The 24,611-nt window shown below is 73.4% G+C and carries 25 protein-coding genes and 1 pseudogene; 14 read left to right on the forward strand and 12 right to left on the reverse strand.

All coding sequences use genetic code 11. From position 1 onward, the window contains the following. Positions 1–162: 162 nt before the first annotated feature. Both SNOUR_RS14880 and SNOUR_RS14885 read right to left on the reverse strand, forming a co-directional pair. The gene (locus tag SNOUR_RS14880) at positions 163–1,599 is read right to left on the reverse strand and encodes a DUF3152 domain-containing protein (RefSeq protein WP_067347150.1); all 1,437 of its coding nucleotides are present in this window, start codon (positions 1,597–1,599) and stop codon (positions 163–165) included. Positions 1,600–1,606: 7 nt separating this feature from the next. After that, positions 1,607–2,641 (reverse strand): alpha/beta fold hydrolase, encoded by a 1,035-nt coding sequence (locus SNOUR_RS14885; RefSeq protein WP_067347152.1) that lies wholly within the window; start codon positions 2,639–2,641, stop codon positions 1,607–1,609. A gap of 153 nt (positions 2,642–2,794) precedes the next feature. Between SNOUR_RS14885 and SNOUR_RS14890 the strand changes: the two genes are divergently transcribed. The 4 genes from SNOUR_RS14890 (at position 2,795) to SNOUR_RS14905 (ending at position 4,756) form a co-directional block, all read left to right on the forward strand. After that, positions 2,795–3,019, forward strand: coding sequence for an Rv3202a family protein (locus SNOUR_RS14890; protein WP_067347154.1), 225 nt, complete (start codon positions 2,795–2,797; stop codon positions 3,017–3,019). A gap of 148 nt (positions 3,020–3,167) precedes the next feature. Further along, entirely contained in the window at positions 3,168–3,809 is a 642-nt protein-coding gene (locus SNOUR_RS14895) for a TetR/AcrR family transcriptional regulator (RefSeq protein ID WP_067347156.1), read from the forward strand. Between the two features lie 141 nt (positions 3,810–3,950). Beyond that, positions 3,951–4,178: a DUF3107 domain-containing protein gene (locus tag SNOUR_RS14900; protein WP_067347158.1), complete on the forward strand. Its 228-nt coding sequence runs from the start codon at positions 3,951–3,953 to the stop codon at positions 4,176–4,178. Positions 4,179–4,462: 284 nt separating this feature from the next. Then, positions 4,463–4,756, forward strand: a complete 294-nt coding sequence (locus SNOUR_RS14905; RefSeq protein WP_067347160.1) for a hypothetical protein — start codon at positions 4,463–4,465, stop codon at positions 4,754–4,756. Positions 4,757–4,762: 6 nt separating this feature from the next. Here the strand turns inward: SNOUR_RS14905 and SNOUR_RS14910 are convergent, their stop codons facing one another. Beyond that, the gene (locus SNOUR_RS14910; protein WP_039633016.1) at positions 4,763–5,500 is read right to left on the reverse strand and encodes a ferritin-like fold-containing protein; all 738 of its coding nucleotides are present in this window, start codon (positions 5,498–5,500) and stop codon (positions 4,763–4,765) included. Between the two features lie 497 nt (positions 5,501–5,997). Between SNOUR_RS14910 and SNOUR_RS14915 the strand changes: the two genes are divergently transcribed. Continuing rightward, positions 5,998–8,154 carry a DEAD/DEAH box helicase gene (locus SNOUR_RS14915; protein WP_312632574.1) on the forward strand — a complete coding sequence of 719 codons (2,157 nt, stop codon included), beginning with the start codon at positions 5,998–6,000 and terminating at the stop codon, positions 8,152–8,154. A gap of 140 nt (positions 8,155–8,294) precedes the next feature. Continuing rightward, positions 8,295–9,161: an alpha/beta fold hydrolase gene (locus SNOUR_RS14920; RefSeq protein ID WP_067347163.1), complete on the forward strand. Its 867-nt coding sequence runs from the start codon at positions 8,295–8,297 to the stop codon at positions 9,159–9,161. Between the two features lie 57 nt (positions 9,162–9,218). Here SNOUR_RS14920 and SNOUR_RS14925 read toward each other — a convergent pair whose 3' ends face one another. Next, the gene (locus tag SNOUR_RS14925; protein WP_067347165.1) at positions 9,219–10,145 is read right to left on the reverse strand and encodes an NYN domain-containing protein; all 927 of its coding nucleotides are present in this window, start codon (positions 10,143–10,145) and stop codon (positions 9,219–9,221) included. A gap of 210 nt (positions 10,146–10,355) precedes the next feature. Between SNOUR_RS14925 and SNOUR_RS47140 the strand changes: the two genes are divergently transcribed. Next, positions 10,356–10,511 carry a DUF8834 family protein gene (locus SNOUR_RS47140; RefSeq protein WP_099055693.1) on the forward strand — a complete coding sequence of 52 codons (156 nt, stop codon included), beginning with the start codon at positions 10,356–10,358 and terminating at the stop codon, positions 10,509–10,511. Positions 10,512–10,626: 115 nt separating this feature from the next. On the opposite strand, the gene SNOUR_RS14930 is transcribed toward SNOUR_RS47140, so the two are convergent. From SNOUR_RS14930 to SNOUR_RS14940, 3 genes are all read right to left on the reverse strand, one after another. Beyond that, a complete protein-coding gene (locus SNOUR_RS14930) occupies positions 10,627–11,232 on the reverse strand; it encodes a MarC family protein (RefSeq protein ID WP_067358323.1) in 606 nt (201 codons plus the stop codon). A 184-nt stretch (positions 11,233–11,416) separates the two neighbouring features. Then, positions 11,417–12,271, reverse strand: coding sequence for a PHP domain-containing protein (locus SNOUR_RS14935; RefSeq protein ID WP_067347166.1), 855 nt, complete (start codon positions 12,269–12,271; stop codon positions 11,417–11,419). Between the two features lie 189 nt (positions 12,272–12,460). After that, positions 12,461–13,099 carry a DUF6758 family protein gene (locus tag SNOUR_RS14940; RefSeq protein WP_067347168.1) on the reverse strand — a complete coding sequence of 213 codons (639 nt, stop codon included), beginning with the start codon at positions 13,097–13,099 and terminating at the stop codon, positions 12,461–12,463. A gap of 390 nt (positions 13,100–13,489) precedes the next feature. Here SNOUR_RS14940 and SNOUR_RS49250 point away from each other — a divergent pair. Beyond that, a pseudogene (locus SNOUR_RS49250) lies at positions 13,490–13,672 on the forward strand (MFS transporter); the annotation flags it as partial. Between the two features lie 14 nt (positions 13,673–13,686). Further along, positions 13,687–13,947, forward strand: a complete 261-nt coding sequence (locus tag SNOUR_RS49255) for a hypothetical protein (RefSeq protein WP_067347172.1) — start codon at positions 13,687–13,689, stop codon at positions 13,945–13,947. Positions 13,948–14,046: 99 nt separating this feature from the next. Here SNOUR_RS49255 and SNOUR_RS14955 read toward each other — a convergent pair whose 3' ends face one another. Beyond that, on the reverse strand, positions 14,047–14,631 hold the full coding sequence (locus SNOUR_RS14955; protein ID WP_067347175.1) for a suppressor of fused domain protein: 585 nt from the start codon (positions 14,629–14,631) through the stop codon (positions 14,047–14,049). Between the two features lie 510 nt (positions 14,632–15,141). Between SNOUR_RS14955 and SNOUR_RS14960 the strand changes: the two genes are divergently transcribed. Both SNOUR_RS14960 and SNOUR_RS14965 read left to right on the forward strand, forming a co-directional pair. Then, entirely contained in the window at positions 15,142–16,269 is a 1,128-nt protein-coding gene (locus SNOUR_RS14960) for a magnesium and cobalt transport protein CorA (protein WP_067347177.1), read from the forward strand. Between the two features lie 98 nt (positions 16,270–16,367). After that, on the forward strand, positions 16,368–16,910 hold the full coding sequence (locus SNOUR_RS14965; protein ID WP_067347179.1) for a ferredoxin reductase domain-containing protein: 543 nt from the start codon (positions 16,368–16,370) through the stop codon (positions 16,908–16,910). Positions 16,911–16,930: 20 nt separating this feature from the next. Here SNOUR_RS14965 and SNOUR_RS14970 read toward each other — a convergent pair whose 3' ends face one another. Further along, positions 16,931–17,701: a hypothetical protein gene (locus SNOUR_RS14970; protein WP_312632575.1), complete on the reverse strand. Its 771-nt coding sequence runs from the start codon at positions 17,699–17,701 to the stop codon at positions 16,931–16,933. Between the two features lie 215 nt (positions 17,702–17,916). Here SNOUR_RS14970 and SNOUR_RS14975 point away from each other — a divergent pair, with 215 nt between their 5' ends. The 3 genes from SNOUR_RS14975 to SNOUR_RS14985 are packed head-to-tail and all read left to right on the forward strand — an operon-like array spanning position 17,917 to position 21,034. After that, the gene (locus tag SNOUR_RS14975; protein WP_067347181.1) at positions 17,917–19,224 is read left to right on the forward strand and encodes a magnesium transporter MgtE N-terminal domain-containing protein; all 1,308 of its coding nucleotides are present in this window, start codon (positions 17,917–17,919) and stop codon (positions 19,222–19,224) included. Beyond that, positions 19,214–19,825, forward strand: coding sequence for a DUF1003 domain-containing protein (locus tag SNOUR_RS14980; RefSeq protein WP_067347182.1), 612 nt, complete (start codon positions 19,214–19,216; stop codon positions 19,823–19,825). Before SNOUR_RS14975 ends, SNOUR_RS14980 begins: the two co-directional genes overlap by 11 nt. 42 nt (positions 19,826–19,867) lie before the next feature. Beyond that, on the forward strand, positions 19,868–21,034 hold the full coding sequence (locus tag SNOUR_RS14985; RefSeq protein ID WP_067347184.1) for an Mrp/NBP35 family ATP-binding protein: 1,167 nt from the start codon (positions 19,868–19,870) through the stop codon (positions 21,032–21,034). A 133-nt stretch (positions 21,035–21,167) separates the two neighbouring features. Here the strand turns inward: SNOUR_RS14985 and SNOUR_RS14990 are convergent, their stop codons facing one another. The 3 genes from SNOUR_RS14990 to SNOUR_RS15000 form a co-directional block, all read right to left on the reverse strand. After that, positions 21,168–21,815 carry a hypothetical protein gene (locus tag SNOUR_RS14990; RefSeq protein WP_067347186.1) on the reverse strand — a complete coding sequence of 216 codons (648 nt, stop codon included), beginning with the start codon at positions 21,813–21,815 and terminating at the stop codon, positions 21,168–21,170. Positions 21,816–21,931: 116 nt separating this feature from the next. Continuing rightward, positions 21,932–22,429, reverse strand: coding sequence for a sec-independent translocase (locus SNOUR_RS14995; RefSeq protein ID WP_067347188.1), 498 nt, complete (start codon positions 22,427–22,429; stop codon positions 21,932–21,934). Between the two features lie 117 nt (positions 22,430–22,546). Then, the gene (locus SNOUR_RS15000; protein WP_067347190.1) at positions 22,547–24,562 is read right to left on the reverse strand and encodes a S1C family serine protease; all 2,016 of its coding nucleotides are present in this window, start codon (positions 24,560–24,562) and stop codon (positions 22,547–22,549) included. Between the last annotated feature and the right edge of the window lie 49 nt (positions 24,563–24,611).

Here is a 24,611-nt window from a genome sequence, read left to right on the forward strand (position 1 = left end):
GCCGCCCGCGGGGCGCGCACCCCGGACGCGACCTGCGGATCCTGTGTGGAGACGACCCTCAACGCCCCTCGCACGCAAGGGCGTTGGGCGTCGCCGTGCGCCCGCTCGCCCACCCCTCCCCCGCGCCCCGGCCGGCCCGCATCGCCGCCGCCGGCACCGGGCTCACTGCCCGGTCGGATACGGCCAGGAGTTGGGGCGGCAGGTCACCCCGTCCGTGGTGAGGAACTTGGTCTGCTGCATCATCACCGGGGCGAGCGCGCCCGCCCGGGAGCAGACCTCGTGGTTGTGCCCGAGCCGGTGCCCGACCTCGTGGTTGATCAGCATCTGCCGGTAGGCCAGCATCTTGTCGGGGCCGTAGGTCTTGGCGCCCTGCGCCCACCGATAGGCGTTGATCATCACCCGTTGGGTGGCCGCCGAGTCGCAGGAGACGTTGTCCTCGGTGGTGTCCAGGCCGGACTTGGCGCACCACTTCGCGGTGGTCCCCGGACTGGCCAGGGAGATCACGAAGTCCGCGTCGCCGGAGCCCACCCGCTGGAAGGTCCGCTGCCCGCCGTGCGCCCAACTCCGGTCGTCGTTGAGGGTCTTGTGCACCGCCTCGGCGAACAGCTCGCCGTCCAGCGGCAGTCCCTCCTCGACGTCCACCCGGTAGCGCAGCACCTTGCCGTGGCCGGGCGCCTTGGCGTCGCCGCCGACCGGCCGGAACCGGCCGTCGGCGGTCAGGTGCGGGTCCAGCGGGAAGACCTCGGCCATCTGGGTGGCGTAGTCGGCGGGCTTGGCGTCCTGGCCGGCCCGCGCCTGCGAGCGCGACGCCTCGCCGGTGCCGCCGTCGGCCCGGTCGTCGCCGCTGCGGGCCTGCGGACCGCCGTCCTCGCGGTGCTGGTCGGCGACCTGGCCCCCGATGACGACGGCGAGCGCGGTGGTCACCGCCGCGGCGGCCGCGCCGGTGAAGGTCCGCGCCCTGCTCCCCTTCCGGGGACCCCGCGCGCCGGATCCGTCATCGGTCGGCCCGGCGGCCTCGGGCCCGAGCCCGCCACCGCCGTCCCGGCGATCGGTCCGCGGCGCCGCGTTCCCCTGGCGGACGGCGTCGGGGACGCCCTCCGGGAAGCCGGCGGCGGCACCGTCCGGGGAGCCCACCGGGAAACCGTCGGCCCGCGTGCCCGGCGCGGCCCGGCGGGCCGTCTCACCGAACGCCTCCAGATACTCCTGCCGCGGCCCCGGACCGCCGCCCGGCGGCGAGACCACCGGCGTGCCGAAGGCGGGCGTGCCGAAAACGGGGGTGCCGGACGCCGGCGTGCCGAACGGCGGCGTGCCGGAAACCGGCCCACCGGGCTCGGCGGACCGCGGCCGGGGGATCCTCGGCTCGGCCGGCACGCCCCGCGCGGAGCCGTGCGGTGCGGCTGCGGGCGGTGGGACCGCGCCCCAGGCGCCGCCCGGCTGGTGCTGCTCGGGATGGCCGCCGCGGACCGCGGCGCCGTCCTCCGGCGCACCGGTCGCCCGGCGGCGGCGCCCCGTCCCCGGGGCGTGCTGGGTGCTGCCGGCGCTCTCGGCCGGTTCCGCGGACGGGCGCTGCGGCCCGCCCTGGCGGCTGTGTCGTCCCACGGCGCCGTCAGCTCCCGCCCGCGCCGGACGACACGTCGGACCGGGCCGCCGCGGTGGAGTCGACCAACTCGCGGACGGCCCGCGCCACCGCCTCGGGATACTCCATCATCGCCACGTGCCCCGCCTCCGGGAGTGTCAGCAGCCGTGAGCCGCGGAACGCCGCGGCCGCCCGCCGCGCCATCCGGATGGAGACCAGGCGGTCGCGTCCACCGTAGACGAGAAGCGTGGGCACCAGGACCCGTTCGGCCTGGCGCCACAGGCCCTGCTGGCCACCGAGCGTGTAGGCGCCCACCACACCGCGCGCCGAACGCTCCATCACCTCCCAGAAATAAGGGAGTTCCAGCCGTCGGGCGTACTCCTCGACGGCCGATTCGAAGCCCTCGGAGGTGATCCGGGCCGGATCGCCGTAGCAGAGCGCCAGCACCTCGCGGGTGCGCTGCTCGGGCGTCCAGTCGCGGGTGAGCCGGCCGAACAGCCGGCCCGCGCCGGGGACCGCGAGCAGCGCGGTGGGCACCGCCGTGCGCTGCGGCCGGAGTTCGGGCAGCGCGGGCGAGATCAGGGTGAGGGTGCGGATCAGGTCGGGGCGCATCGCCGCGACCCGGGTCGCGGCGGCGCCGCCCATGGAGTTGCCGATGAGGTGGACGGGGCCGCGCTCGGCCGCGTCGAGGTAGCGGACGACCGCGCGGGCCTGCGCGGAGACCGAGTGGTTGCCGTCCTCCGGCGGCGGCGACTCGCCGAAGCCGGGCAGGTCGATCGCCTCGCCGTCCAGCCGGTCGGCGAGCAGCGGCATCAGGGCCGACCAGTTCCGGGACGAGCCGCCCAGGCCGTGGACGTAGAGCGCCGGTTCGCGGTCCCGGCCGGCGGCGTCGGCCGGTGCGCCGGGGCGCGCGGCCGGGGTGCGGACGGCCAGGGTCAGTCGCGGCGGCGTCGCCAGCGCGACCCAGTCGACCGCCTCGTCCGCCGCGTCCGGGGCACCGGGTCCGGCCGGCGGCACCGGGAGGGCGGCGGCTGTCGCGGTGTCCGGCGACTCGGTCGAAGACATGCTGTCGATGTTACGAGACGATCACGCCCCCGATTGTGTGTTCGCGGTCACACACCGCATCGCGCTGCCGCAACCGCTCTCCTAGGCTCGTAGCTAGGGCGACCGCCCCCACGGCGGGCCACGGCCCCAGCAAGCACCGGAAAGGGAGCCATCATGCGCGTCGACCCGACAGACCCCGACACCTTCGAGGAGGCGGCCGAAGGCCCCGCCCTCACCCAGACCGACGTGGAGGCACCGGAGGCCGATGCCGCCGAACAGCACGCCGAGCTCGCCCCGCGGCACGACGAGACGGTGACCGGCAGCGACTTCTCCGCCAATGAGGCGGACCGGGCCGAACAGGCCCGGGTCGTCGAACTCAACGAAGACGAATATCGATGACCTGGGACGTTATGTCGGCTTCGAGGAAGGGTGCGGGGCAGAATTTCTCGCCGCGGACCGCACACAGCCCCGTTACCCAAAAGTACGATGACGGCCGCGGTGCACCACCTTGTACGGACCGCGAACGGAACGATTTCTGGGAGGCAGCGTGAGCGCCATCGAGCAGACCGAGGCGGCGCGTCCGCGGGGCACGCGCCTGCCACGCCGAGCCCGGCGGAACCAGCTCCTGGGCGCGGCCCAGGAAGTCTTCGTCGCGCAGGGCTACCACGCGGCCGCGATGGACGACATCGCCGAGCGGGCGGGCGTCAGCAAGCCGGTGCTCTACCAGCACTTCCCCGGCAAGCTGGAGCTGTACCTGGCCCTGCTCGACCAGCACTGCGAGGCCCTGCTGCACTCGGTGCGCACGGCCCTGGAGTCCACCTCGGACAACAAGCAGCGGGTCGCGGCCACGATGGACGCCTACTTCGCCTACGTGGAGGACCCGGGCGGCGCCTTCCGCCTGGTCTTCGAGTCGGACCTGACCAACGAGCCGGCGGTCCGCGAGCGGGTGGACAAGGTGTCCCTGGAGTGCGCCGAGGCGATAAGCGCGGTGATCGCCGAGGACACCGGGCTGTCACGGGACGAGTCGATGCTGCTGGCCGTCGGCCTGGGCGGAGTCTCCCAGGTGGTGGCGCGCTACTGGCTGTCCTCGGAGAGCCAGGTGCCGCGGGACACCGCGGTGCAGCTGCTGACCTCGCTCGCCTGGAAGGGCATCGCCGGATTCCCGCTGCACGGCACCGACATGCACTGACCGTGTTCGCTGCTGGCGTGGTCGGCGACGTCCTGTCCGTCCCCGTACCGGGCTAATGTGTGCTGCGTACCGCGCGGCTGGCCGCGCATCGTCCCCCAGCCGACGCTGGGGGACCCCCAGACCATCGGAGGGACAGAAGCCGTGGAGGTCAAGATCGGCGTGCAGCACGCGCCCCGCGAGATCGTTCTGGAGAGCGGGCAGTCCGCCGAAGAGGTCGAGCGCGTCGTGAGCGAGGCGCTGACCGGCAAGACGGAGCTGCTGAGCCTGGTGGACGAGCACGGCCGCAAGGTCTTCGTCGCGGCGGACCGGGTGGCCTACGTGGAGCTCGGCGAGCCGACCACCCGCAAGGTCGGTTTCGGCGCTCCCTGAGCGACGGCGCACCGGCGCACGAGGCGCCGTCACTGACGCAGGGCGGCGGCCCGGAGAAGTTCTCCGGGCCGCCGCCCTGCGTCGTGTCACCGGTGCCCGACGCCGACCGCCGGCCGCGATGTGCGCAATCCCCGTCCGAAAACCCTTGCCCGATGGCCGGACGAGGGCGCACGCTGACCGGACAAGGGGGCCGCGCCGGAGGGTTGCTGCCGGCAGCCCTTGGGTACGACCGCCTACGACCGATTTGTTTGTTGGATCGGCCTCGTCACGCGGGAGGGAACAGCATGATCTGGGAAGCGCTCGGCTCCGTGATCGTCGGATTCGCCATCGCCCTGTCCGCGCGGCGCTGGCTCCCCGAGCGATTCCCCGCCCACGCCCTCACCCTGGCCACCGGACCGGTCGCGGCGCTGCTCGGCGCGCTGCTGACCCGCTCGATCCTGGGCCCCGGACACCCCGTGCAGGTGATGGTCGCCGCGTTCGCCGTGGGCGCCGCGCTGCTGTCGGTCCTGGTGCGCCCGCCGCGCCGCCGGGTGCGCCGCCCGGCCACCCCCCTGAAGGGCCACCGGACGGCCTGCTGACGGGCGTCAGGCCGCCAGGCCCAGCGCCGCCATCCGCTTGGTGTGCGCCTCGGTGATCCGGGAGAACATCCGGCCGACCTCGGCCAGGTCGAAGCCGTCGGCCACCCCGCCGACCAGCATCGTGGAGAGCGCGTCGCGGTCCGCGACCACCCGCTGGGCCTGCGAGAGCGCCTCGCCCATCAGCCGGCGGGCCCACAGCGCCAGCCGCCCGCCGACCCGCGGCTCGACCTCGATGGCCGCCCGGACCTTCTCCACCGCGAAGGTGGCATGGCCGGTGTCGTCCAGCACGGCGAGCACCAGGTCGCGGGTGTCGGAGTCCAGCCGGGCCGCCACCTCGCGGTAGAAGTCACTGGCGATCGAGTCGCCGACGTACGCCTTGACCAGGCCCTCCAGCCAGTCCGACGGCGCGGTCTGGCGGTGGAACTCGTCCAGTGCCGCGGCGAACGGCTCCATCGCCTCGTTGGGCTCCGCCTCGATCTCGGCGAGCCGGTCGCGGAGCCGCTCGAAGTGGTGGAATTCCGCCGAGGCCATCTTGGCCAGTTCGGCCTTGTCGTCCATGGTGGGCGCGAGCTTGGCGTCCTCCGCCAGGCGCTCGAAGGCGGACAGCTCGCCGTACGCGAGGGCGCCGAGCAGATCGATCACAGCGGCCCGGTACTGCGGGTCCGCGGATGCCCGATCCCAGTCCTGGGCGGCGATTCCGGTGTGTTCCTGCGCGTCGGCAGCGGCGTTGTCAGGCGTCTCCATGACCGGCACAATAGCCCGCCCGAGGGGTCCTGGAAGGCCCTGGTCAGCCACGGCCCGGTCACCCGTGCGAGTGATCGCCGCGAGCGGTCCGGCGCGCCGTGATGAATTCCTCAGTCATACACGCCTTCGGATTCACGCGCGATATCCGGGGTACAGTGCTAAAGGACCCGCCGAGTATCGGTGGGTCGTTCCACGAAAGCGGATGCCCGGTCGGTGGCCCGATCGGCTCCAACCGACCGCCCTCCCCCGCGGCGCGTACGCGACGTACGCACAGCAGGAGGCACACCGCTCGCGGCAAGAGTGCCTGAGCGACGGCAGTGGTCCCGCGCCATCCGGCCCCTTCGGGTCGGCGCCGTACGAACCCGTACGACGGTGCGGTACGACCCCCTTCGCCGCCTCTCGCCGCGTCTCACAGAAGAGGCAAGACTCTGTCTACGACGTTCCGAGAACTCGGGATCTTCCCCGAGACCGCCGAGGCCCTGGAAGCCGTCGGCATCGTGACCCCCTTTCCCATCCAGGAGATGACGCTCCCCGTCGCCCTCTCCGGCAACGACGTCATCGGCCAGGCCAAGACCGGCACCGGCAAGACGCTCGGCTTCGGCCTGCCGCTGCTGGAGCAGGTCACCGTCCCCGCCGACGTCGAGGCCGGCCGGGCCACGCCCGAGCAGCTGACCGAGGCGCCGCAGGCCCTCGTGGTCGTGCCCACCCGTGAGCTGTGCCAGCAGGTCACCAACGACCTGCTGACCGCCGGCAAGGTGCGCAACGTCCGGGTCCTGGCGATCTACGGCGGCCGGGCGTACGAGCCCCAGGTCGAGGCGCTGAAGAAGGGCGTCGACGTGGTCGTCGGCACGCCCGGCCGGCTGCTCGACCTGGCGGGCCAGCGGAAGCTCGACCTGTCGCGGGTGCGCACGCTCGTCCTGGACGAGGCCGACGAGATGCTCGACCTGGGCTTCCTGCCCGACGTCGAGAGGATCATCCAGCTGCTGCCGGCCAAGCGGCAGACCATGCTGTTCTCGGCGACCATGCCCGGCCAGGTCATCTCGCTGGCCCGCCGCTACATGTCGCAGCCGACGCACATCCGCGCCACCGCGCCGGACGACGAGGGCGCGACGGTCGCCAACATCACCCAGCACGTCTACCGGGCGCACTCCCTGGACAAGCCGGAGATGGTCGCCCGCATGCTCCAGGCGGAGGGCCGTGGGCTGGCCATGGTGTTCTGCCGCACGAAGCGGACCGCCGCCGACATCGCCGACCAGCTCTCCCGCCGCGGCTTCGCGTCCGGCGCGGTCCACGGCGACCTCGGCCAGGGCGCCCGCGAGCAGGCGCTGCGCGCCTTCCGCAACGGCAAGGTCGACGTCCTGGTCTGCACCGACGTCGCCGCCCGCGGCATCGACGTCGAGGGTGTGACCCACGTCATCAACTACCAGTCGCCCGAGGACGAGAAGACCTACCTGCACCGGATCGGCCGCACCGGCCGGGCGGGCGCCAAGGGCACCGCGGTCACCCTCGTCGACTGGGACGACATCCCGCGCTGGAAGCTGATCAACAAGGCGCTGGACCTGTCGTTCGACGAGCCGGAGGAGACCTACTCCACCTCGCCGCACCTCTACGAGCAGCTGCACATCCCCGAGGGCACCAAGGGCGTGCTGCCGCGCGCCGAGCGCACTCGGGCGGGGCTGGCCGCCGAGGAGGTCGAGGACCTGGGCGAGCCCGGTGGCCGCGGGCGTGGCCGGCGGTCCGGTGCCCCGGACACCAAGGAAGAGCCCCAGCGGACCCGGACGCCGCGCCAGCGGCGCCGGACGCGGGGCGGAACGCCCGTGAGCCAGGCGGCCGGCGCGGACGCGCCGGAGACCGCGAACGCCGAGGGCGCCGCCGACGCTGCGGTGCGCACTGCCGAGGGCACCGAGGCCGCCGCGCGGACGCCCCGGCGCCGGCGCCGCACCCGGGCCGCGGTGTCGGCCGCCGCCTCCGAGGCCGCGGTGGCCGAGGCCCGCGAGGCCGCGGCCGACACGGTCGTCGAGGCCGCCCCCGCGCTGGCCGCCACGGCCGGTCCGGACACCGACGAGGCCCCGGCCGCCAAGCCGCGCCGACGCCGTACCCGGAGCGCCGCCAAGGCCACCGTGGAGACCGTGGTCGAGGCGGCGCAGGAGACCGCGTCGGCGCCGGTCGCGGCGGAGGCCGCCCCGGAGAAGCCCAAGCGCACCCGCAAGCGGGCCGCGACCAAGAAGGCCGTGGCTGCTGACGCCGTGGACACGGCGGAGGGCGTGGCGGACACCGCCGTCGCGGACGCCGAGGCGCCGGCCAAGCCCAAGCGCACCCGGACGACCCGGAAGACGGCCGCCGCCAAGCCCGAGGCCGAGGCCGCCGTGGCCCCCGCCGCGGCCGAGAGCGTCGAGGTCGCCCCGGAGAAGCCCAAGCGGACCCGGAAGACGGCCGCGGCCAAGACCGCCGCCGCCAAGACCGCCGCGAAGTCGGCCGTGACCGAGGTCGCCGACGGGGAGGCCCCCGCCAAGCCGAAGCGGACGCGGAAGACCGCCGCCGCCAAGGCCGCCGAGGCCGCCCCCGCGGAAGCGGTGGACGGCGCGGAGGCCAAGCCGAAGCGCACCCGGAAGCGGACGCAGACAAAGCCTGCCGAGGCGTCGGCCGAGAGCTGATCCGGCCCGCCTCCGACGGCACCTGACGACCCGGCCCCGCCTCGTGCGGGCGCCGGGTCGCCGCCGTTCCGGGCCAGGGTGCCCCGGCAACGCCGGCGTACCGGGCGGGTTTTCCCCGGCCGTCCCGATAGCCTCACCCCATGAGCAGGCCGCCCACCCTCACACTGCCGCCGTGCGCCCGCGCGTACCGACTCGACACCGCACGCGGCGCGTTCGCCGTGCACGACGCCCGCCCCGACGGCGCACCGATCGGCACCGCCCTCCTGGTCCCCGGGTTCACCGGCAGCAAGGAGGACTTCATCGCCCTGCTGGCACCGCTCGCCGCGGCCGGCTTCCGAACGGTCGCGGTGGACGGCCGCGGGCAGCACGAATCCCCCGGCCGGCACTCTCAACAGGCGTACGAGCAGCAGGAGTTGGCGCTGGACGTGCTGGCCCAGGCGCGGGCCCTGGAGGTACCCGACGGCGGCCCGCTGCACCTGCTGGGCCACTCCCTCGGCGGGCTGATCACCCGGGCCGCGGTGCTCCGCGACCCGGCCCCGTTCCGTTCGCTGACCGTGCTCAGCTCCGGTCCGGCCGCCATCGACCCGGCCCAGCAGGCCCGGGTGCGGATGCTGATCGACGCGCTCGGCACGATGGAGCGGGAACAGGTGTGGGAGGCCATGCGGGCGCTGGATCCGCCGGAGGCGGCGGACGACGCGGCACCACCGGAGATCGCCGCGTTCCTCCGGCAGCGCTGGCTGAACACCGCCCCCGAGCAACTGATCGCCACCGCACGGCAGATGCTGGCGGAGCCGGACCGGGTCGACGAGCTGGCCCGCACCGGGCTGCCGGTGCACGTCGTCTCCGGGGTCGTGGACTACGCCTGGCCGGTGCCGCTGATGGACGCGATGGCCCGCCGGCTGTCCGCCCGCCGCACGGTCGTCGAGGGCGCCGAGCACTCCCCGAACGCCGAGCGCCCGGAAAAGACCGCCGGTGCGCTGGCCGGTTTCTGGAGCGACGTCGGCTGACTCGCGCCCACGGTCCGGGCCGGCACCGGCACCGCGACGTCGCCGCGTGCCGCGCCGCTAGAACCGCCCCTGCACGTGGTCCCAGAACCCGTCGCGCAGCACCCGCCGCAGATCGGCGTGGCCGCGCAGGGAGTGCTTCAGCAGCGCCTCGGCGGCGGTGAGCAGCTCCTGGTCGACGGCGCCGGGCAGGTAGGGGTGGCCGGGCAGCAGATCGGCCACCCATGCCGGGCCGCGCTCCGACAGCCACTGGGCGGCGACCCGCGCCCCGACGAACCGGACCTCCTCGCGGCTGGGCACCGGCCCCTCGCCGACGCCCGGCTCGGGGTGCTCCGCGACCGTCCGCCGGGTGACGTACGGCTTGCAGAAGTCCAGGTCGAAGGTGCGCGCACTGTCCACCTCCCACATCAGCGGCTCGGCCTGGTTGCGGCCGCCCGGGGCCTCGATACCCCACAGGTGGACCCGGGCGCCGTAGCCCTGGGCCGCCTCCACCGCGGAGACCAGGTCCTCGTCGCCGCCGATCAGGACGGCATCGGTGATCGCCCGGTGCCGGGCCAGCGACTCCAGGTCCGTGCGGATCAGCGAGTCCACGCCCTTCTGCTGGTTGTGGGCGTTGAGGTTGCCGAGCCGGACCTTGACGTCGGGGAGCTCGGCGACCCGCTGCTGTTCCTGGGTGTGGATCCGGCGGCGGGCGCCGTCGTACCAGTAGACCCGCAGCAGCCGGCTGTCCGGGAAGATCGTCCGCGCCTTGTCGATGAACGCCTCGATGAGCCCCTCGGCGTCCAGCTCGAACGCCTTGCGGTCCTCCGTACCGGTGACCAGCCGCCCGGTGGCGGCGTAGACGTACCCCGCGTCGACGAAGATCGCATGGGTGGACGGGGTGGTGGCGACCTCCGCCAGGACCCGGGTGAGCAGCTCGTTGGTGCGCTCGATGCCGGCGGCGAGCGCCGCGAGGTCGGTGGTGCCCGTGGGCTGGAGGTCGTTCATTTCGGGATCCATTGTCCGGGCGGGCACTCGGAGGGCACAACCACGCGGACTTCCGCAGATGCATTCCTTAGACCATGAAAAAATTTCCTTAGCGTAGGGAATCATTTCAGCTGTAGGCTCGTTGTACCCATACGGAACGCCCGGCAACGAAGCCAGGCAAGTCCTGTCAAAAAGTTCTCCGCAGGAGGATCAGACGAAGGGAGAAGCCGTATGCGCTTCGAGATCATGCGCCTGGACGATGTCGACGGCGCCGCCGTGGACAGCACCGTCGTGGACGCCGCCTCCGTCAACCAGATCGTGCAGCAGGCCGCCGCCATAGGGCAGCGGATCTATATCCGCCCGGCCGACACGGCCGCGGTCAGCTGATCACCGACACCGCCCACCGCGTCCGGACGACGACGTGACGACCACGTAGCGACGACGCGCGAACGCCCCCCGCACGGACCTGCCGTACGGGGGGCGCCGTCGTGTCCGGGGCCGCTCAGGACCCTTGGATCACCTGCGTCACACCGTTGATGATCTGCTGCACGGCGAGCGCGGAGAGCATCATGCCGGCCAGTCGCGTCACCAGGACCACCCCGCCGTCCTTGATCACGCGGATGATCACCAGCGAGAACCGCATCACCAGGTAGAGCACCACATGGATCGCCGCGATCGCCGACCACACCGCGACCTGGGACGCGACGCCCTGCGCGTGCTGCACCGCGAGGATCACCGAGACGATGGCGCCCGGCCCGGCCAGCAGCGGCATGCCCAGCGGCACCAGCGCCACATTGACGTCCTTGGTCTGGGTCGGCTCCTCGGACTTGCCGGTCAGCAGGTCCAGCGCCACCAGCAGGAGCAGCAGCCCGCCGGCGATCATCAGCGCGGGCGTGGAGATGTGCAGGCGCCCCAGGATCTGCTTGCCGAAGAGGCCGAAGACGGCGATCACGCAGAACGCGACGGTGGCGGCCTGCCAGGCCATCCGGCGCTGCACCTTGGCCGGCCGGCCAGAGGTCAGGGCGAGGAAGATCGGGGTGATTCCCGGGGGATCCATGATCACAAACAGCGTGACAAAGAGGGTACTGAAGACGGCGACGTCGAACACGGTGCTGGCCTTGCGAGTGGTACGGACGAACGGAAGGAGACGCACGGGACCGGACGCGGCACGGCCGACGGGCGGCCCGTGGGAAAGAGAGCGGAGGGAGGAAAGAGGTGGCGGCGTGCCGGAGCGCGGCCCGCTCGGCGGAGCACGCGGTTCGGCGAACGGCCGGACGGCCGGTGCCGCGGGCTCAGCCGCCCGCGCCGGGGACGGGGAAGGCGCCGGTGGACCGGCGCACGATCTCCCCGTAGACCTCGGGGTCGGTGGTGTAGTCGCCGAGGCGACAGGTCTTGCGGCTGCCGTGGTAGTCGCTGGAGCCGGTGGTCAGCAACCCGAGGTCGGCGGCGAGCCCGCGCAGCCGGGCGCGGGTGGCGTCGTCGTGGTCCATGTGGTCGACCTCGATGCCGTCCAGGCCGGCAGCGGCCAGCTCGGCTATCGCGCTCTGCGGGACGCAGCTGCCGCGCTTGACGGCGAGCGGGTGCGCGAAGACCGTGACCCCGCCGGCCGCCTTGACCAGCCGGATCGCGTCGAACGGGTCGAGCTCGTGCTTCTCGACGTAGGCCCGGCCGTCGTTGGCGAGCCACTCGGAGGTGAAGGCGTCGGAGACCGAGCCGACCACGCCCAGCTCGACCAGGGCGGTGGCGATGTGCGGCCGTCCGACGGCGCCGTCGCCGGCGATCCGCGCCACCTGTTCCCAGGTGACCGGGACGCCCAGCTCGCGCAGCTTGCCGACCATGGCCCGGGCGCGCGGCACCCGGTCGTCACGGACCAGCTCCCGCTCGCGGGCGAGTTCCGGCTCGTCGGGGTCGAAGAGGTAGGCGAGCATGTGCAGACTGACCCCGTCGAGCCGGCAGGACAGCTCGGCTCCGGTGACCAGCGTCAGCCCCTCGGGCAGCGCGGCGCGCGCCTCGGCGTGCCCGCCGACGGTGTCGTGGTCGGTCAGCGCGACGACGTCCAGCCCGGCGGCCGCGGCATTGCGCACCAGCTCGGCGGGGGTGTCCGTGCCGTCCGAGGCCGTGGAGTGGGTGTGCAGATCGATACGCACGGCACGGGCTCCAGACTGCTGCGGGACGGACTCGGCGGTGATCCCGGACCGGGCACCGCACCGCGGGCCACCGTAAGGACTACACGGCACTACCACGGACTACAGAAGGAAGGATACCGGGCGGCCGGACATGCCCCCGTCAGTCCACCGCTCCACCGGATCCGAAGATCCGCAGCCGCACCGCTCGCCTCAGCTCAGAATCCTCGGCGACAGGGCCCCGCAGGGCAGTAGATCGACTTCGGCGCCGGCCTCCCTCAGATCGGTCAGCACCAGTTCGTCGTACATCAGCAGCGCGGACTGCTCCGGCCAGGCGATGGCCCACAGCCACAGCCCGCGGGCCTCGCCGGCGAAGACCGCGCGGTCAGCCGGGGCGCCATGAACCTGCCACATCGGGGTCGGGCGGCCGGCGGCCAACACCTTCGCGTTCGGCGGCTTGTCGACGCGCAGATGCAGGCCGGGGTCGGGGCCGTCGATGCCGGCGTAGCGGGCGCCGAGTCCGACGCCCAGCTCCTCGGCGACCAGCAGGAGTTCACCGGGGCCGCCGAGCGGCCCGGGGCCGGAGCAGGCGACGGCGGTCGCCCGACCGCCGCTGCGGTCGTCACCGGCGCAGGCCACACCGGTGAACAGCCAGCCGACCGGTAGCGGCCAGGGCATCCATACCGGTACCTGTGCGCGGTGCACGACAACGCCGAGCGCCTCGACGCTCGGCGGGACGACCGGCTGGAGCGGGTGCACGGCGCCATGGACGGCGCACTGCCAGGTATCGGAAAAGAGACCGGGCGTCCGCACCCGGCCTCCGCACTTTGGGCAACTGGGTTCGCCCCTCATAAGGACCAACGGTCCTCCAGGGCCGCCGTCCCGTCAAGGACGATCACCCGACCGGTGTGCCCCTAATCGCGTACAGGACCGCACACTTGGCCGATTCTTGCCAGTGCTCCGCATCCTCGAAAATTAGTTGCATCTTACACTATTTAGCCCACCTAACTTACCGTGTGCACACGTCAACCATTTCGGCGCACGCAGCACATGGGCAGGAAGGAGAACCCGGCATGCGCAACAGCGGCCACGACGGTGACACCCACGACGACCCCTTCGACAGTCCCACCGGGGCATCGCACCGCGACGCCGCCCGGGACGGCGGCCGGCGAGGGGCCGGCGGCACCCCGCTCCTCCGCCAGCCGATGGCGGTCCGGGCCACCGCCGGCGCCTCGGTCGTCGCTTACCGGCTTCGTCTCCAGTCGGATAGGGAGCCGCAGGACGCTGCTCACCGGGCTGGCCCTGGTGGTGGTCTTCGCCGCGCTGTCCGGCACCTCGTCCTCGGTCGGCGAACTGGTCGGCTTCCGGGCCGGCTGGGGCCTGGGCAACGCGCTCTTCGTCTCGACCGCACTGGCGGTGATCGTGGGGCGGCGCATCCCGTGGGGGCCTCGCACAGCGCCTCCGCTCGGGGCGGCGACGGGCGACAGGCGGGCGGCAGTGCGGCGGCGGCCGCGCCGTTCCTCGCCCCGAAGATCGCGGAGCGGACCGACCAGCACATCCCGTTCGTGGTCGCGGCGCTGGCCGCGGTGATCGGCGCCGGCGTCGTCGCGGTCCGCCGCCGGGCGCTGACCCTGCACGCCGAGGAGCCGGCACCCCGGCACGCGACCGGGGACGAGGTCTCGGCCTTCGCCGACCCCTGAGCCCCGGCGGGCCCCCGACAACCGGCGGCCGGGGCAAGGGACCTGACGCACCGCCCGGGTACGGCACGGGCGGTGCGCCGGGCCGCGCCCGCCGTGCGGTCAGTCCAGCGGCACGCCGGCGCGCAGCGGATCGCGCAGGTCGGTGCCCCGCTCCAGCCAGCGCGCCTGCAGCGCCTCGGCACCGTGCACCCGCTTCCAGGCGGCCTCGTTGGGCGTCATCGGCAGCAGCGGCAGGAACCGCACCGGATCCATGGGCTCGTCCAGCTCCAGATCCTCGACGAGGCCGCCGGAGGCCCCCACCAGGACCGAGGTGAACGGCGCCCCGGGCCACAGCGGCTCGCCGACGTCCAACGACGCCCCGGAAGCCACGATCACGCCCTCGACCTGAGGCGACGCGGCGAGGACGGCAAGCGGCCGGAGCACCTTGTCGGTCTCCGCGCGGCCGGCCCGCACGGACAGCAGGAGTTCGGCCCGCGGGCCGCGGAGCGGGTCGGCGACCACCGCGGTGGGGTCGGCCATCGGCTGGGCGGACATCCCGAGGGTGGCGTAACGGAGCACGTCCCCGTCGACGAAGCGGAGCACCTCGATGCGGTCGGTACCGAGGAAGGTGACGGCGGCTCGCGCGTCCGGTTCGCCCAGCGCCGTGCGCAACCGGGCCTCGACCAGCTCAAGAACGTCAGACATGGGCCGAGCATAGGTGCCGCCCCGATGCCCGCCCGCCGCGCCCCGATGCGCCGGGAGGCGGCGCCTTGGCTCTGCACTTCGTATCGAACGTGCAAAGGGGAGCCCTAGTGCTTCAGGCGGCTGATAGCCTTGCCGTCTGGTCAGGGAATGACGAACGTCCCCCAGCGGGGACCGGCCGGAGGAGGTGGGGCTGCGGTGGATCCGAGTCGACCGTGCAGTACCGATAGTTCTCCCGTCATCCCGTTCGCACCGCGATCCTTCTGATCCGAGAGCTTCCGTACCCGGCCGCACCGCGGCTAAACCGTGAAGTTCTCCCGCTCCGGACGCAGATGACGGAAGAGCGCCTCCGACTCTTACTTCCGTGATGTCAGCGAACTGCCGTCAGTAGCCCCGCGCCGAGCGCCGCCCGCTTTGCGGACGTACGGCCCTTTGTCGCCTCGTACGCCCTCGTTCCGGGCCGCGTTGCGCCCGCGGCACGCACCACTGACGGCCGGCCCGAAGGAGCCTGCCATGTCGATGATCCGCGACCTGCGCGCCGCCGTCCGACCGGCTCGACGCCGCGACGACTCCCCCTACCGCACCGAATCCGCCGCCCCGGCCTGCGCCAACAGCGCCATCGTCGACTGCGGCGTGTACCGCGACGGCCAGCGGGTGCGCGGGCACCTCGCCCCGGGCGAGGCGATCGCCGGCGTCCGGGACGAGGGCGGCTTCGTCTGGATCGGCCTGCACGAGCCGACCGAGGCCGAATTCGCCGGCATCGCCCAGGAGTTCGGGCTGCACCCGCTCGCCGTGGAGGACGCCGTCCACGCCCACCAGCGGCCCAAGCTGGAGCGGTACGACGACACCCTGTTCACCGTCTTCAAGACCGTGCACTACGTCGAGCACGCCGAGCTGACCTCGACCAGCGAGGTGGTGGAGACCGGCGAGGTGATGTGTTTCACGGGCCCGAACTTCATCGTCACCGTCCGGCACGGCGGCCAGGGCTCGCTGCGCGCGCTGCGGCACCGCCTCCAGGAGGACCAGGAGCGGCTGGCCAAGGGCCCGTCCGCGGTACTGCACGCCATCGCCGACCAGGTCGTCGACGGCTACATGGCGGTGGCCGGCGCGGTCCAGGACGACATCGACGAGGTGGAGATCGACGTCTTCAGCTCGGGCACCAACGGCAAGGGCGCCGGCGGCAAGGGGGCCGCGAAGGGCGGTGACGCCGGGCGGATCTACCAACTCAAGCGTGAGGTACTGGAGTTCAAGCGCGCAGTGTCCCCGCTGCTGCGGCCGATGCAGCTGCTGAGCGAGCGCCCGATGCGGCTGGTGGACAGCGGCATCCAGAAGTACTTCCGGGACGTCGCCGACCACCTGGCGCGGGTCAACGAGCAGGTGCTGTCCTTCGACGACCTGCTGAACTCCATCCTCCAGGCCAACCTCGCGCAGGCCGCCGTCGCGCAGAACGAGGACATGCGCAAGATCACCGCCTGGGCGGCCATCTTCGCCGTCCCCACGATGATCGCCGGCATCTACGGCATGAACTTCACGTACATGCCGGAGCTGCACTGGAAGTACGGCTACCCGGCGATGATGCTCGTCACGGTCACCATCTGTCTGGGGATCCACCGCGGCTTCAAGCGCAACGGCTGGCTGTAGAGGCGGCCGGCGGCTTCTCCGGCCGGGGGCCGGGACGCGGTGTCTCACCGCCTGGGCGCCCCCGGATACCCGCCACCGGGCCGATTAGGCTGAGGCCCATGACGGAGGAGACCGTGTCGCAGGCCCTGCTGGATCAGGCGCTCGTCGAAGAGGCCACGAAGAAGTCCGGCCTGATCTGGGTGCGGGGGGCGACGGGCCCGGCCCGCGCGCTGTGGCACGTCTGGCACGACGGGGCGGTCTGCCTGGTCGGCGAGGGCACCGGTGAGCAGCCGCTGGCCGCGCTGGGGCTCACCGACGGCGGCACCGCCACGGTCACCGTCCGCAGCAAGGACAAGGGCGGCCGGCTCGTCGCCTGGCCGGCCGCGGTCCGTGAACTCCCGCCCGGCGGCGAGGAGTGGCAGGCCGCCGTCGAGGAGTTGAAGGGCAAGCGACTCAACGCGCCGGACGCCGACACCATCGCCGAGCGCTGGGCTCGGGAGTGCCGGGTGTTGCGGCTGACGCCGACCGGCGAGGCGGAGCAGCGCCCCGGCCGGATGCCGGACGGCTCGCACGCCGCACCGCCGCCGGCCTCGCCGGCGATCACCCGCCGGCCGGTGCCCGCCGCGCTGCCGAAGCTGCTGCGCCGGGGCCGCAGGGGCTGACCGGCCCGGGCCCGCGGCGGTCAGCCGCCGGTCTGCGAGATCCGCTTGCCGTAGTCGACGACCTGGCTCTGGTCGGGGGTCTTGAGGTCCACGCTCTTGCCCCAGTCGGCGAGGGTGAGTTCCCCCGCGCCGCCCGCGCGCTGGAACCGCAGCGGGTACGGGGTGCCTTCCAGGGAGACGTCGAGGGTGCCGCCGGAGCCGGAGCCGGCGGCGACCTGGACGGTGCGGACCCCGCCGACCGTCCCGCGGTTCTTGGCCGTCAGCTCGCCGTGCAGGCCGAGCAATCCGGCGAGCAGGGTGTCCTTGTCGGTGAAGCCGCTGAAGCGTTGGTAGACGGGGTCGGCGGCGGGCACCTTGACGTACTTGTTGCCGAGTTTGGCGGCGGTGGCGGCGGAGCCGCTCTTCTCCCCGGCCCAGAAGGACGCGTCCGCCTTGAGATAGAGCGCGTCGTCGATCCGCAGCAGTTGGAACGAGGTGGCCTTGGTGGTCAGCTCGCCCCGGGCGCCGTTCTTGGCCAGCCGCATGTCCAGCGTGTAGGTGGCGCCCTGGCTGACGACCTTCCCGGAGAGTCGCACGGTGTCGGTGCCCGCGGCGGCGGCCCGGGCCTTGGCCTCGATCTGCTGGGCGGGCAGCTTGCCGACCCCGTTGGTGCCGGCGTCCGGGTCCTCCGCGGCGCAGCCGGCCACCGTCGCGGTCAGCGCCGCGCACACCGCCGCCACCAGCGCCGCCCGCCCACTGCGTCGGGTGCAGGCCGGCGGTCGGCGGGTGGTGTCCGGGGGGATGGCGCTCACGTCGGCTCTGCCTCCTGATGCGGGTGACCTCGACAGCTCACGGCAGCGTACCCGGGGGCGCGGGCCCGCAGACCGGATGCCGGGCGGCCACCATACGGCCGTTCCCGTCGGGGCGCGGCCCACCCCGACGGGTTAGCCTGAACCCGGATCAATGCATTGCTCTCCGGTCTTTTATGGAGCTATCCGGACGGAAAGGGAGAAGGGCGGCGCTTTCCATGGCGGTGGTCACTCCCCGGATCTTCGTCTCCCACCTCTCCGGCATCGCCGTGTTCGACCCCAACGGCGACCAGGTCGGGCGGCTGCGGGACCTCGTCGCGCTGCTCCGGGTCGGGGACCGCCCGCCGCGGCTGCTGGGGCTGGTGGTCGAAGTGATCAGCCGGCGCCGGATCTTCGTGCCGATGACCCGGGTGACCGGCGTGGAGTCCGGCCAGATCGTCACCACCGGCGTGGTCAACATGCGGCGCTTCGAGCAGCGGGCGTCGGAGACGCTGGTCTTCGGCGAGCTGTTGGACCGGCGGGTGCGGCTGGTCGAGACCGGCGAGGAGGTCACCGTGCTCGACATCGGCATCACCCAGCTGCCGGCCCGCCGCGACTGGGAGATCGACAAGGTCTTCGTCCGGCGCGGGAAGGGCGGGGCGCTGCGGCGCAAGGGCGAGACGCTGACGGTGGAGTGGTCGGCGGTGACCGGCTTCTCCCTGGAGGAGCACGGGCAGGGCGCGGAGAACCTCCTCGCCACCTTCGAGCAGCTGCGCCCGGCGGACCTGGCCGGCGTCCTGCACCACCTGACCCCCAAGCGCCGCGCCGAGGTCGCCGCGGCGCTCGACGACGACCGGCTGGCCGACGTCATGGAGGAGCTGCCGGAGGACGACCAGGTCGAGATCATCGGCAAGCTGAAGGACGAACGGGCCGCCGACGTCCTGGAGGCGATGGACCCGGACGACGCCGCCGACCTGCTCTCCGAACTCCCCGAGGACGAGAAGGAGCGTCTGCTGACCCTGATGCGCCCGGAGGAGGCGGCGGACGTCCGGCGGCTGATGTCCTACGAGGAGCGCACCGCGGGCGGCCTGATGACCACCGAGCCGATCGTGCTGCGCCCGGACGCCACCGTCGCGGACGCGCTGGCCCGGGTGCGCGACCCGGACCTCTCCCCCGCGCTCGCCGCCCAGGTGTACGTCTGCCGCCCGCCGGACGAGACGCCGACCGGCAAGTACCTGGGCCTGGTGCACTTCCAACGGCTGTTGCGGGACCCGCCGTTCACCCTCGTCAGCTTCATCGTGGACACCGATCTGCCGGCCCTGCCGCCGGACACCCCGCTGCCCGAGGTGACCAGCTACCTGGCCGCGTACAACATGGTCGCGGCGCCGGTGGTGGACGAGGGCGGGGCGCTGCTGGGCGCGGTCACCGTCGACGACGTGCTGGATCACCTGCTGCCGGACGACTGGCGGGAGGCCGGGCTGCACGGCCGCACGGCCACCGGCGACGATGCCGTCGAGCCGCACGGGAAGACCGCCGATGGGCCCTGAGGACCGGGAGAACCCCAAGGAGCGGCGGATGCACGGTGCCTCGGCGGTGCGCCGGGGCGGCGCCGGGGAGCGGTCCCGGGGCTCCGAGCCGCGGCCGCGGGTGCGGCTGGACCTCCCGCGGGTACCGCGCCGGACGTTCTTCCCGGAGTACGACCCGGAGGCGTTCGGGCGGATGTCCGAGAAGATCGCCCGCTTCCTGGGGACCGGCCGCTTCATCGTCTGGATGACGGTCACGATCATCCTGTGGATCGGCTGGAACGTCACCGTGCCCGGCTCTCTGCGGTTCGACAACTACCCGTTCATCTTCCTGACCCTGGCGCTCTCGCTGCAGGCGTCGTACGCGGCGCCGCTGATCCTGCTGGCGCAGAACCGCCAGGACAACCGCGACCGGGTCACCCACGAGCAGGACCGCAAGCAGAACGAGCGCTCCATCGCCGACACCGAGTATCTGACCCGGGAGATCGCGGCACTGCGGATGGGCCTGGGCGAGGTCGCCACCCGCGACTGGATCCGCTCCGAACTGGAGGATCTGCTGCGGGAGCTGGAACTGCGACAGACGGCCGACGGCGAGCACCCGGAGCGTGACGAACGCGACCGCTGAGGACCTTTCCGGAGGCGGCCTCAGCCGCCGTACCATCAAGTCATGGCAACAGACACGCCCCAGCCCAACGGCTCCGCGCCGAGCGAGGACGCGATCCGCGAAGCGCTCGCGACGGTCAACGACCCCGAGATCCACCGCCCCATCACCGAACTGGGGATGGTCAAATCGGTGGATGTCGCCGCGGACGGCTCGGTGGCGGTCGTGGTCTACCTCACGGTCTCCGGCTGCCCGATGCGGGAGACGATCATCAGCAACGTCCGCGAGGCCGTCGAGCGGGTGCCCGGTGTGACCCGCGCCGCGGTCGAGCTGGACGTGATGAGCGACGAGCAGCGGCGGGAGCTGGCCACGGCGCTGCGCGGCGGCACCGCCGAGCGGGAGGTCCCCTTCGCCAAGCCCGGCTCGCTGACCCGGGTCTACGCGGTGGCCTCCGGCAAGGGCGGCGTCGGCAAGTCGTCGGTGACGGTCAACCTCGCCGCCGCGATGGCCGCCGACGGCCTCAAGGTCGGCGTGGTCGACGCCGACATCTACGGCCATTCGGTGCCCCGGATGCTCGGTGCGGACGGGCGGCCCACCCAGGTCGAGAACATGATCATGCCCCCGTCGGCCAACGGCGTGAAGGTCATCTCGATCGGCATGTTCACGCCGGGCAACGCCCCGGTCGTCTGGCGCGGCCCGATGCTGCACCGCGCCCTCCAGCAGTTCCTCGCCGACGTCTACTGGGGCGACCTGGACGTCCTCCTGCTGGACCTGCCCCCGGGCACCGGCGACATCGCCATCTCGGTGGCCCAGCTCGTCCCGAACGCCGAGATCCTGGTGGTCACCACCCCGCAGCAGGCCGCCGCCGAGGTCGCCGAGCGGGCCGGTTCGATCGCCGTGCAGACCCACCAGAAGATCGTCGGCGTGGTGGAGAACATGTCCGGGCTGCCCTGCCCGCACTGCGACGAGATGGTCGACGTCTTCGGCACCGGCGGCGGCGAGCGGGTCGCCGAGGGCCTGACGAAGACCACCGGCACGCAGGTCCCGGTGCTCGGCGCCATCCCGATCGACGTCCGGCTGCGCGAGGGCGGCGACGAGGGCAAGCCGGTGGTGCTGACCGATCCGGACTCCCCCGCCGGTGCGGCGATCCGCGCCATCGCGGGCAAGCTGGGCGGCCGTCAGCGCGGTCTGGCGGGCATGTCGCTGGGGATCACCCCGCGCAACAAGTTCTGATCGCCACGGGCCGGTCACCGGTCCCGTGCGACGCCGGGAAGGGCGGATCCGCAATGGTCCGCCCTTTTGCGTGCGCCGCGCGCGCCGCCCGAAGGGGCCGCACCTCGTCCCGCACGCGCCCCCCTGCGGGCGCTCAGCCCCCGTAGGCGCTCAGGTCCTTGATCACCGAGAAGCCCAGGCCGTACGCGCTCATCCCCCGCCCGTAGGCACCGAGGTGCACCCCCTCCGGCCCCTCCTGGCCGGCGGTCCCGGCGAGCACCCAGCCGTACTCGGACTCCCGGTAGCAGAACGGCGTCGGCACCCCGTCCACCGGCAGCATCAGCTCGCTCCAGCTCTCCTCGCCGAGGTCGTCGGCCAACTCCCAGGCGAGTGTCGTCTGCTGGTCCAGCCAGTCCTGGCGCAGCGTCCGGTCCATCTGGGTCGGCCAGGTGTGGGAGAGCAGACCGGAACCGGCCAGCCAGGCCGCCGTCGAGACCGAGGTGGCCTCCAGGACGCCGGTGCCGTCCGCGCTGCGCCGCACCGGGCGACTGGCGACCGTCACCACCACCGCGAAGCGCTCGTCCTCCGGCTTCTCGACCTTTATGGTGGGCTCCACGCCATGACCGGTCGCACCGTGCTCGACGGTGCCGTCCGCGGCCGAGCCGACCTGCATCAGCCAGCGCGGTCCGGTGAACGCCTCATCGAGGCCGTACCACGGGAATGCGGCCAGCAGATAGCCGTCGACCTTCCGGCCGGTATCGGCGGACACCTCGCGGGTGACCGCCCGACTCGTCGTCTCCATCTGCGCGGAGCCTCCTCGTTGCCCTGCGTCGTGGGCGGCCCGCCCCCCTCAGGCGACCTCACCCCGGACACCCGGAGCATAGCCAGTGGGGTCAACCCAGCCGGGCATACGAGATGTCAGGTCGCGTCGGCGTCGAACGGGGGCGGCTCCCGGCGGGACGGGTCGGCGCCCTTGGTGAACATGTCCGGTCGGCCGCCGGACGCGGCCGGGGATTCCTTGGAGAGGCTCAGGGGCGCACCACCGGACGCGGCGGGGGCAGCCGGCGCCGGACGGGGCGCGGTGGAGTCCCGGACCGCCTCGGTGACGTCGGCCATCTCCTTCTTCAGGTCGAAGCCGTCGCGGATCTCGGCGAGCTCCCGCAGGCCGTACTCGTCCTTCTCCAGCACGTGCTTGCGGACGAAGTTCCGCGGCTTGAGGTCCTCGAACTCGAAGTCCTTGAACTCCGGGCCGAGCTCGCTGCGGATGTCCTCCTTGGCGCTGTCGGAGAACGCCCGGACCTTACGGATGAACCCCGTCACGTCCTGGATGACCTTGGGCAGTTTGTCCGGGCCGAAGATGAGCACCGCGAGGACCACGATCGCAACCAGCTCTAGGGGTCCTATGTCGAAGAACACCTTGCAGCTCCTTGGGGTATCCGCGGCCTTCGAGGGCCTTTGGGCCAAGGCCGCCTCTCACGGTACCTGGCCCCGGGCGTCGGGGGGGAGTCGCCCGTACCAACACCGTACAAACGATCAGCTCCCGCTTGAGGAACCCAGTGTCAGCCGGACGGGCCGTTCCGCGCCGCCCCGCTGGACCGTCAGCGTGAGCGTGTCCCCCGGCCGGTGGCTGCGGACCTTGATGATCAGCTCCTCACCACTGTGCACCGGCGCTCCGTCCACCCGGGTGATGACGTCGCCCGGCCGGATGCCGGCCTTGGCACCGGGACCGCCGGGGGTGACCGGCGGCGCGCCCGTCTTGCCGCCCTCGGTGACCCGCGCGCCGTCGCCGGCGTACTCCATCTCCAGCGTGACGCCGATCACCGGGTGGGTGGCCCGGCCGGTGTTGATCAGCTCCTCGGCCACCCGCTTGGCCTGATTGATCGGTATGGCGAAGCCCAGCCCGATGGAGCCGCCCTGGCCGCCGCCGTCCAGCCCGCCACTGCCGCTGTCGGCCGCCCGGATCGCACTGTTGATCCCGATCACCCGGGCCTTGGCGTCCACCAGGGGCCCGCCCGAGTTGCCCGGGTTTATGGGTGCGTCGGTCTGCAGCGCGTCGACGTACGACACATCGCCGCCGTCGCCCTTCTTGCCGCCCGCGGTGATCGGTCGCTGCTTGGCGCTGATGATCCCGGACGTGACGGTGTTGGCGAGGTCGTAGGGCGCGCCGATCGCCACCACCGGGTCGCCGACCTGGGCCGCGTCCGAATCGCCGAGGGTGAGCGGGTGCAGCCCGGTGACGCCCTCGACCTGGACCACCGCGAGGTCGTAGCCGCCGTCCCGCCCGACGACCTTCGCCCGGGCGGTCTGCCCGCCGCTGAACGTCACCGATATCTCGCCGCCGGTCCCGGCCGGCTCGACGACGTGGTTGTTGGTGAGGATGTGCCCCTGCCGGTCGAGCACGAAGCCGGTGCCGGTGCCCTGCTCGGCGTTGCCCCGGACGTGCAGGGTCACCACGCCGGGCAGCGCCGCCCGGGCGATCCCGGCCACGCTCTCCGGGCTGCGGCTCCCCGCGTCCCCCGCCACCTGGGGCAGCTTGATGTCGTCGATGCCGCCGTACCGCTCGACGTATGCGCCGGCCACCCCGCCGACGCCGCCGGCCAGCAGCGCCAACGCCACGGCGCCGGCCACCAGCCCGGAGCGCCGGCCGCGCGGCCGGGGCCGGGGCGCGACGGCCGGCCCGGCGGGCCGGGGCGCGCTCCAGGGGTCGTACTGCTGCCAGGCGGCGGGCGCGGCCGGGGGCGCGGGGCGGGGGCCGCCGTCTCCGGGGTGCGGGACGAAGCCGCCCTCGGCCAGCTCGGGGCCGGTCGGCCTCGGTGCGGCGACGGGGCCGGCCGGGGCGTCCTGCGGGGCGGCGTGGGCCGCCGGCGCCGGGGCGGGCGGAGCGGGTGGCGCGGGCGGGAGCACGGTGCCGTGGGCGGGCGTGGCCGTCGGGCGCTGGACGAGCGGGGCCGGCGCCCACGGGCCGGGGCCGCCGTAGGGCGGCGTGCCGTACGGGTCCTCGGGGTGCAGTGGCCGCTGCCGCGGCACGCCGCCGGTGGGGGCGGGGGGCGCGGCAGGGGGTGCGGCGTCGGGCGCCACCGGGGGCTCGGTGCGCGGGTCGGGCAGCTGATCGGTCCGGGCACCGGCGGGCACCTGACCGAGCGTCATGGTCGCGGCGGGGCGCTCCGCGGGGGCGGGCGCGGCCGTCGCGTCCTCGACGGGGTGGGCACCGGCGGCCTCCGCCGCGGGCGCCGCCCCGGACATCTCCGCCGGCGCGGCGGCCAACTCCCGTTCTGCACCGGCCTCTTGGAAACCCGCGGCTCCCGCGGCATCCGTGCCTTCCGCGGCCTCCGTGGCCGCTGCGGCACCTGCGGCGTCCGGCGCCGTGCGGGCCGCCGCCGTGGGCGCGGGCTGCGGCGGACGGACGACCCAGTCGCCCGACGCCTCGGCCCCGGACGCACCGGGCTCCGGCTCCCCGGCCGCCGCCGGAGCGGACTGCCCGGGCCCCGGAACCTGCTCCGGGCGGCTCCACCACTTCAGCTTGGGCCCGGCGGCCTTCGCGTCGTCCATGCTCTCCCCAACAATTCACCCGCGCCCCTGCGCGGGCCACCGCCACCTG

Origin of the sequence: Streptomyces noursei ATCC 11455, assembly GCF_001704275.1 — a bacterium.
In the GTDB taxonomy this organism is placed as follows: Bacteria; Actinomycetota; Actinomycetes; order Streptomycetales; family Streptomycetaceae; genus Streptomyces; species Streptomyces noursei.